This window comes from Frankia sp. CoBUL1 (genome assembly GCF_978021245.1).
Map to the genome: position 1 here is coordinate 1 of NZ_CDXDOS010000152.1, position 8,211 is coordinate 8,211.

An 8,211-nucleotide genomic window follows, 5' to 3' on the forward strand; every position below is an offset into this window, starting at 1 on the left:
GGGCTAGCCGGCCGGGTAGTGGTCGTCACCGCGAAGAGCACGGCACTGGCCCGCGCGAGTCTGGACCGGATCGGCATCACCGCCGACGTGGTGGAGGGAGCCCGGTTCGCGCAGACGAAGGGCGAGGCCCTGCGCGCCCACCGCGTGGACGTCTTCGTCGGTGACCACGTCGGCGACATGGTCGGCGCCCGCGACGGCGGTGCTCTCGCTGTCGGGGTCGCCACCGGGCCCTGCTCGGCCGCCGATCTGCTCTCCGCCGGCGCCGACGTCGTCCTCCCCCGGCTGGCCGACTTCCCGCCCTGGCTGGTCGACGAGGCCCGGCGCCGACGACAGCCGGGCTGACGCCGCGACGCGGTCGGCCCGGCGGGGGTCCGCACCCCCGGCCGTGAGATCAAGGAACTACCGGGAGCGGGTGACGGGATCTGTCCGCGAACCGGTGCCGTCCCCGGGGTGGTCGGCGTCCCCGGGATGATCGGCATCCCTGCGGGCCCCGTGGTCGGGCGGATGTGGGTTGTTCACATAGAGATCGGGATCGCTCTCCTCGGGAATCCGGGATCGGGCGGCGGCGAGCACCCCCACCAGCGCCACGGCGAACCCGATGGTCAGTCCGCCGCCGGCGACGGCGTTCAGCCAGGTCGGCAGATTCTCGGCGCCCAGGAAGAAGGGGATCACCGCCGCCGCCGTGGCGACCAGACCGGTTCCGAAGAGCACGGCCCCGATCCGGACCAGCCGATCCGCCCAGGTCACCGGCGGCGGGGTCGCGACCGGAGCCATGACCTCGCTTACCGCACCGCCGGCCACGGGTCCGACCTGCCGGGACGAGGGTTTCGCCGACACGTGCGACAGCCTACGAGGATGTGTGCGGAACGGTGGGCCAGGCCACTGTCACGGGAGGGAGATGGGCGCACCCGACAGCCGATCGCTACCGAAGACGCACGCGACGTGCGGCCGACGGATAGCCTGGGAATCACTCATCTTCCGTTGCGTTGTCCTGTCGTTACACAGAACGAGGTCGCCCGTGCCCACCGGCAAAGTCAAGTGGTTCGACGTCGACAAGGGCTTCGGCTTTCTCAGCCGGGACGACGGCGGCGACGTCTTCGTGCACAAGGCCGCCCTGCCCGCCGGGGTCGACCGGCTGAAACCCGGTGACCGGGTCGAGTTCGGCGTCGCCGCCGGGCGGCGTGGCGACCAGGCACTGTCGGTCCGGCTGTTGACCGCCCCGCCGTCGGTCGCCAAGGCTGCGGCCCAGGCCGCGCGGCGCAGTCCGGACGAGCTGCACAGCATGGTCGAAGAAATGATCAAGGTGCTGGACGACGTGCAGCGGGACCTTCGTCGCGGCCGGTATCCCGACCGGCGGACCGCCCAGCGGGTCGCCAAGGTCGTGCACGCCGTAGCCAACGAGTTGGAGGTCTAGGCCGGCGGCAGGAAACCGACCCGTCGGCCGCACCCGGTGCACACCGCGACCTGGGCGCCCGGTTCCTCGTCGGACGCCGCCAGGTGGGTCAGTGGCACCGGGCCACCGCACCAGGGGCAGAGCAGCCAGGGGCCGTCGACCCCGCGTGGGCCGGGCTCGGACGGACCGGATGTCACGTTTCCGCCAGCACAACGGTCACCCTATCCGCATCCATCGAATCCGCTGTCGAATCCGCTGTTCCCATCAGAACAGCGACACCGACCGAGCCAGCCACATCAATCGGGATCCGGGCATGAGCCGAGATCGAGCCCTTCATCAGATTGGCCACACTGGTACGCATCGGTTCACGATGCCTCCTCGGTTACGGCCTCATCCGCTGCGGCCTGCGCGCCGTGGCGGCAACGCATTGTCGGGGAGCCGACCGGTCCCGTCGGCGGGGAGCCCGCGTGCGACTGGAAGCGTTGGCAGTGCGGCAGACTGCGAACGTAGACCAGACCGAACCATGAGCAGCCCCGCCGCCGGCCGCGGTGGCATCGCCGAGGGCCGTCCCACCTCCGCTGATCGGTGGAGGGCACGGATCGGCGGTCGGAACGAGGCGTCGGATCGGGATTCGAGAGGCATTCGTGTGACAAGCAGTGGACAGCGGTCATGATCACAGCCGTGCGGTGCTGACCGTGGCCGACAACGCCGCGCGCATGGGTCCCGGCCGCTCCGAACCAGGTGATCCGCTCAATCCACACGAGCCCCGGTCGGTCGGCCCCTACGTTCTGCTCAGCCGGCTGGGGGTCGGCGGCATGGGCACGGTCTACCTGGCGAGGAACCGGGCCGGACGGCGGGTTGCCATCAAGGTCATCAGACCGGACCTGGCCGCCGACGAGGAGTTCCGCCGCCGGTTCCGGGCCGAGGTCGAAGCGGCACGCAAGGTCGCTCCCTTCTGCACCGCCGAAGTCCTGGACGCGGATCCGAATGCGCCCGCGCCATACCTCGTCACCGAGTTCATCGACGGCGTCCGGCTGGACATGCAGGTCGACAAGGGCCCGCTGACCTCGTCGACCCTGACCGGACTGGCCGTGGGGGTCGCGACGGCGCTTACCGCGATCCACAGCGCCGGCCTCGTCCATCGGGATCTCAAGCCCAGCAACGTGATGCTCTCACTGTCCGGGCCACGCGTGATCGATTTTGGGATCGCGCAGGCCCTTGAGGGCGCGAAGGCGAAGCCCACGGCATGGGGCTTCGGCTCCGCCGGGTGGATGGCGCCCGAGCAGGTGCACGGCCAGCCCATCGGTCCGGAGGCGGACGTCTTCGCCTGGGGCATCCTCATTGCCTACGCTGGTACCGGCCGCCACCCGTTCGGCGACGGTACGGACATCGACCTCGGCATGCGCATCGTCGGGTCCGCCCCGGACCTGCGCGGTCTGCCGCAGCCGCTGGTCGGCCTGGTCAGCGCGGCCCTGGCCAAGCATCCCGACGACCGGCCGAGCGCCCGGGACCTGCTGCTGCGGCTCATCGCGCAGCCACCCTCCCGCGGTACCGGTGCCATCGGCGAGGCGATGGGTCAGGCCGAGGAGCTCCTGAGCAGAACCGGCGAGGTGCCCCGCGCCGCCCCGACCCGGATCGGCCCGGCGACCTCGGCTCCCGCGCGTCAGGTCCACTGGAACGCGGGCGCTCCCGCCGCCCGGGTGGGCCAGGGACCGGGACAACCACGCCAGGCACCACCGGGGCAGTCCGGCGCGCACAGCCCGAGGGGACGCCCCGGCCCGCGGCCCGCCCAGCTGGGCGAGCGGATGGGCGGGCAGGTCCCCGGCGCACCGCCGGGGCCGTGGTCCGGCCAGCCTCCCGATCGGCACGGGCCGGTACCGGGCGAGCCCGGCGCGCCGTACCCGTCCTTCACCCAGCCGCCGCCGGCCCGCGGGTTCGATCGCAGGCGACTCGTCTGGATCACCGTCATCGTCCTGGGCGCGCTGATCGCCATCGCGGTCGTGGTCAGCCTGCCCGGAAAGAGCGGCCAAAATGGTTCCGCGGAACAGTCGGCGGCCACAACCGTCCCGTCGCGCTCCACCGGTCCGAGCACGGCACCGGGTCCGGCCAGCGGCCTGAGCCGCCCCGTCACGGATGGCCAGCTCGAGTTCATCGTGGATTCCTTCCGATGCGGGCAGACCAAACTCGGTGACGGACTGCTCGCTCGGCACACGGACGGCCAGTTCTGCCTGGCCCACGTGACCGTGCGCAACATCGGCGACTCCACCCGCACGCTGGTGACCTCATCCCAGTTTCTGTGGGACGGCGGCGGCCGGCACAGCGCCGATTTCCTCGCCCGCTTCCAGCTGAGTAACGAGGATCTGTGGGATTCGATCAACCCGGGTGACCTCAGAGCGGGCACCATGGTCTTCGACATCCCACGGGACGCCACGGCCCAGGAGCTGGAGCTGCACGACAATCCGGTGAGCGCAGGAGCCCGCGTTCCCGTCCCCTGACGGTGGCCGACCAACCCGGCGGGCCGATCTCCAGTTAATGTCACCCTCGATCCGAACGGACCCGAAGCGGGGCGAGCACTTCCCACGGGTTCCGAACCGTCGAGGTGGGGAGTCCGGTGCGAAGAAGCGGTGTCGGTCCAGATCGTCACGGACCCGGTCGGCCCGGTCGACCCGGCGGAGCCGCGGCCCTCGCCGTCCTCGCCGTTTTCGTCCTCGTCGGCGGCCTGACCGGTTGCAGTGACCTTTCCGACCAGACTGGAACGTCCAACCGGGTTGGTGCCCCGACCGCCAGCGGCTCGGCGCTGAAGCTGCTCGCCACCCTTCCGATCAAAGCGGAGGACAACTCTCCCAGGTACCGCCGGGACGAGTTCGGGCCCGCCTGGTCGGACATCGACGACAACGGGTGTGACACCCGTAACGACATTCTGCGGCGAGATCTGCGCAGCACCACCATCCGCAGATCGGACGGCTGCACGGTGCTGACCGGCGAGCTCCGGGATCCGTACACCACCAGAATCATCCGTTTCGACCGTGGACGGAACTCTGCCAGCGTGCAGATCGACCACGTCGTCCCCCTGGCGGATGCGTGGCGGACCGGCGCGCTCAACTGGACCGCTCGGGAACGGCTCCAGTTCGCCAACGATCCGGAGAACCTGCTGGCCGTCGACGGTCCCACGAATCAGCGCAAGAGCGATCACGACGCCGCCGAATGGTTGCCGCCGAGCCCGGGGGAGCAGTGCCCCTACGTCGCGCGCCAGGTGGGATTGAAGGCCCGTTACCGCCTGTGGGTCGTCCAGGCGGAGGCGGACGCGATGCGCGCCGTTCTCCAGAAGTGCCCGAACCAGCCGGCACTGGGGCTGACCCCGAGCGGCTGACCGGAAGCCCGCGGCGCTGAATCATCCGAGAAATGCGGAGCAGCCGGCGGGGTCGGCCCGGGCCCGGCGGGGTCGGCCGGCGGTTCTCAGCGGACGGTGGGCGCGGCGCCGCTCTCGCTCACCATCGGGCGGCCGTGCGCCTGCCAGGAGGGCATCCCGTCAGTCAGGTTGCGGACCTGCCAGCCGCCCTGCCTGAGGTAGTTGGTGACGGCGGCGGACCTACCGCCCGAGCGGCACACCACGACGACCTCGCGTTCCCGGGGAACCTCGTCGAGCCGGGCGACCAGTTCACTCATCGGGATGTGCAGCGCGCCGGCGATGTGATCGGCGGACCACTCGTCGGGCTCCCGCACGTCCACCATCAGCGGGGCACCGTCCGCGGAAAGCTCGACCGGTAGCTCCGCGACGCCGACAGCCGGTATCTGATCGGTACTCACGTCTCCATCCTGCCATCAGGACCCTCCGAGGGGGCTTGCGGTTCAGCGCAGCGGCCGCGGAAGCACGGGGACGAGGTCGGCGTCGGCGGCGCGGGAGAGCAGGGCCTCGACGGCGGCGAACCCTTCGTCGCCGAGGTCGAGGCTGAACTCGTTGACGTACAGCTGGATGTGGGCGTCGACGACGTCGGGCGTCATCTCCTGGGCGTGGGCGAGGACGTAGTCGGCGCTGGCGGCGGGATCGGCGAAGGCCGCGGCGACGCTCGCCCGCACCGCGGCGGACAGCACCGGACCGTCCAGCCCCCGGCGGGCGAGGATCGCGCCGAGCGGAATGGGCAGCGAGGTCTGGCCCTCCCACCAGTCGCCGAGGTCGACGAGCGCCGTCAGTCCGTAGGACGGGTAGGTGAAGCGGGACTCGTGGATGACGAGCCCCGCGTCATACGCGCCATCGCGGACGGCGGGCATGATCTTCTCGAAGGGAAGCACGTCGACGTTCGTCACGCCCTCGTCGGCCGCCCACAGCCGGAACAGCAGGTAGGCCGTGGTGCGGGTGCCGGGGATGGCGACCCGGGCACCGCGCAGGTCCGACCGCCCGGCGGTGAGGACGAGTGGGCCGCAGCCGCGGCCCAGGGCCCCGCCCGCCGTCAGCAGCTGGTACCCGGTGAGCAGCCACGGCAGGGCGGCATAGGACACCTTGACGAGGTCATCCCGCCCGTCGGCGGCCCGGGCGTTGAGGACGTCGATGTCGGCGAAGGTCACCGACACCTCGGGTGCTCCCGGGACGAGTCCGTGCGCGAGGGCGTGGAAGGCGAACGTGTCGTTGGGGCAGGGCGAGATGGCGAGCGAGAGCGGACCTGGAAGGTTCGAGGTGGTCGCCCGGCCAGCACCCATCTCAGTGCTCTCCTGTCCCGTGGTGGCCGCTGTTCCCGTGGTGGCCGCGGGCACCCGGGTGCCCGGCCGGGATCGTGGTGGAGACGTCGTTCGCGGTGGCCACCGGTGCGGCCGTCACCAGACCGTCCGGGTGGGTGACGAGTGCCGCGGCGGCCGTGCGGAGGCTGGCCAGCGCGACCGGCAGGTTCCAGCCGGACCGGTCCCGGCGCCCGACCGTGTTGCTGATGGTACGGATCTCCACCACCGGGACGCCGAAGGCCCGGGCGGCCACCCCAACGGCGTACCCCTCCATCGACTCCGCCACCGGGTCCAGCCGCTCGGTCAGCGCCGTGGCCCGACGCTCGGTGCCCGTCACCGTCGACACGCTGATCACGCTACCCGTGACGATCCGCCGACCGGTGACGTCGAGCACCGTGCCCAGGCGGTGGACGAGGTCCGGATCCGGGACCACCGTGGACGAACCGAGCCCGAGATCCTCCAGGCTCAGGAACGACCCCGCGGGGTTCGACGAGTGGGCGAGGCCGCGGGGTGCCGGCGCGCCGTTGCTGTGGAACCCGAGATTGCGGTCCATCTCGCTGATGCGGCCGATCGGCGGAGCGGGCGGTTCCTCGTCAAGGCCGGACTCCGCGCCGAGGTCGGCGGCGACGATGCGATCGGCGAGGACGATGTCCCCGATCTCCGCCCAGCCGCGGAACCCACCGCCGATCCCCATCGCCACCACCAGGCTGAACGGCTGCCCCGCCGCGCTCGCCACCGACAATGCCACCGCGGTGCCCGCCGCCGCGGCCGGGCCGCCGGTGCCCGCCGCGAGCACCGTCACCGGTCCGCGTCGCCGGCCCACGTAGGGGCCCAGGGTGGAGGTGGTGAGAAGCTGGCGGTCCCATTCGGGGGACACCAGGCTGCCCGGTCCGACGGGGGTTCTGGTCCGACCGCTCGACCAGCTGCCCATCAGGCCGGCACACACCGCGTCCGCTTCGGCGGTCACCGCGGTCACGATCAGGGTACGGCTCACGATCAGGTCCGGATCATGATCTGGGGACGTCCTCGTCTGTTGTCGCATGCTGTCGGTCGATTTACCCGAACACCACCGCACCGGACGGTTGGGTAACAGCGCGGGATTTTCGATGGGGTGCAAATCGGACTTGTTGCCGGACCTTAGCATCGCGGACGACGCTGCGTGGTCCCGGTGGGGAGGTGTGGCACGCTGCGCGCACGGTGTATCCCCGTTCGGGGGCTGGTGTGCGCGGGTCGTTGGTTCCGGTCCGGCGGTGGAGTGGCCGGCGGTGGGTCAGGGCTTGAAGGTGACCAGGAACGGCCAGCTTCCCGACGCCTGGTCGCTGGAGCTGCCCGCCTCGGGAAGCGCGAACACCACGAGCAGGGCAGGCGTGTTCTTGGCGGGAACGTACCGGTAGTGCGTCTCGCTGATCTTGTCGGTCACCCGCTCCCTGCCCAGGACGAGGAAGTAGCCGCGGTCGGCGACCGACGTCGGCACGTCGATGTTGATGGCGCTTCCGGGCCTGACCGTGATGTGCGGCGGTGATACCGATTTCTGGATCACCGTCCCGTCCCGCTCGTACTGCGCGGCGTTCGTCCGCACGAAGTGTCCCCCGGACTCCATGGTCACCAGGGGAGTCGGTCGCTCGCAGCCGCTCAGGCCGAGGCCGACGACAACCGCGGCGGCGAGAGCTGCGGCGAGCCGCCGGAATGGGAGACGGCGGAGGAGGTGGGGCGTGCGCACGGTCGGAGGGTATCGCCGCCCGTGCGGTGGCGTCGCTCGCCGTCAGGGCCTTCAGCTGCTGGCCGGTGGGCACGGTGGCCCGGGTCACGTCGCTGGTGTGCCGGATCAGTTCCGGCGCCGCCATCGGAGGCCGCGGGCCGTTCGTCGGCGGTCAGGCCGGGTCGGACCGGTCGGATCCTGGAGCGTCGCCGGAATGGGGAGTGGGGCCTGCCGCCACGGGTCGGCCGGTGGCAGCGGCGTTGACGCGGTCGCGTGGGCCGACGGGGGCATGGGTGCCTGCGTGGGCATGGGTGTCGGTGTGGGCATGGGTGTCGGTGTGGGCATCGGTATCGGCGGGGGCATCGGTATCGGCGGGGGCATGGGTGCCTGCGGGGGAACCCCTGGG

Annotated in this window: 10 protein-coding genes; 4 read left to right on the forward strand and 6 right to left on the reverse strand. The window is 71.4% G+C overall.

Annotated features, from left to right (window positions below; genetic code table 11):
• A partial coding sequence (locus AC08OX_RS11915) for an HAD family hydrolase (protein ID WP_476607881.1) occupies positions 1-342 on the forward strand: 342 nt, incomplete at its 5' end.
• A gap of 57 nt (positions 343-399) precedes the next feature.
• Here AC08OX_RS11915 and AC08OX_RS11920 read toward each other — a convergent pair.
• Positions 400-801, reverse strand: a complete 402-nt coding sequence (locus AC08OX_RS11920) for a hypothetical protein (protein ID WP_476607882.1) — start codon at positions 799-801, stop codon at positions 400-402.
• Between the two features lie 217 nt (positions 802-1,018).
• Between AC08OX_RS11920 and AC08OX_RS11925 the strand changes: the two genes are divergently transcribed.
• Positions 1,019-1,414, forward strand: coding sequence for a cold-shock protein (locus tag AC08OX_RS11925; RefSeq protein ID WP_476607883.1), 396 nt, complete (start codon positions 1,019-1,021; stop codon positions 1,412-1,414).
• Positions 1,415-1,586: 172 nt separating this feature from the next.
• Here the strand turns inward: AC08OX_RS11925 and AC08OX_RS11930 are convergent, their stop codons facing one another.
• Positions 1,587-1,754: a hypothetical protein gene (locus AC08OX_RS11930; protein WP_476607884.1), complete on the reverse strand. Its 168-nt coding sequence runs from the start codon at positions 1,752-1,754 to the stop codon at positions 1,587-1,589.
• A gap of 355 nt (positions 1,755-2,109) precedes the next feature.
• Between AC08OX_RS11930 and AC08OX_RS11935 the strand changes: the two genes are divergently transcribed.
• Both AC08OX_RS11935 and AC08OX_RS11940 read left to right on the forward strand, forming a co-directional pair.
• On the forward strand, positions 2,110-3,888 hold the full coding sequence (locus AC08OX_RS11935) for a protein kinase domain-containing protein (RefSeq protein WP_476607889.1): 1,779 nt from the start codon (positions 2,110-2,112) through the stop codon (positions 3,886-3,888).
• A gap of 116 nt (positions 3,889-4,004) precedes the next feature.
• On the forward strand, positions 4,005-4,763 hold the full coding sequence (locus AC08OX_RS11940; RefSeq protein ID WP_476607885.1) for an HNH endonuclease family protein: 759 nt from the start codon (positions 4,005-4,007) through the stop codon (positions 4,761-4,763).
• An 86-nt stretch (positions 4,764-4,849) separates the two neighbouring features.
• Here the strand turns inward: AC08OX_RS11940 and AC08OX_RS11945 are convergent, their stop codons facing one another.
• The 4 genes from AC08OX_RS11945 to AC08OX_RS11960 form a co-directional block, all read right to left on the reverse strand.
• Positions 4,850-5,200 carry a rhodanese-like domain-containing protein gene (locus tag AC08OX_RS11945; RefSeq protein ID WP_476607886.1) on the reverse strand — a complete coding sequence of 117 codons (351 nt, stop codon included), beginning with the start codon at positions 5,198-5,200 and terminating at the stop codon, positions 4,850-4,852.
• Between the two features lie 42 nt (positions 5,201-5,242).
• Entirely contained in the window at positions 5,243-6,088 is an 846-nt protein-coding gene (locus tag AC08OX_RS11950) for a 1,4-dihydroxy-6-naphthoate synthase (protein ID WP_476607887.1), read from the reverse strand.
• Between the two features lies 1 nt (position 6,089).
• Positions 6,090-7,100 carry a futalosine hydrolase gene (gene mqnB, locus AC08OX_RS11955; RefSeq protein ID WP_476607888.1) on the reverse strand — a complete coding sequence of 337 codons (1,011 nt, stop codon included), beginning with the start codon at positions 7,098-7,100 and terminating at the stop codon, positions 6,090-6,092.
• A gap of 276 nt (positions 7,101-7,376) precedes the next feature.
• Positions 7,377-7,826, reverse strand: a complete 450-nt coding sequence (locus AC08OX_RS11960; RefSeq protein ID WP_011438774.1) for a hypothetical protein — start codon at positions 7,824-7,826, stop codon at positions 7,377-7,379.
• Positions 7,827-8,211 lie beyond the last annotated feature (385 nt).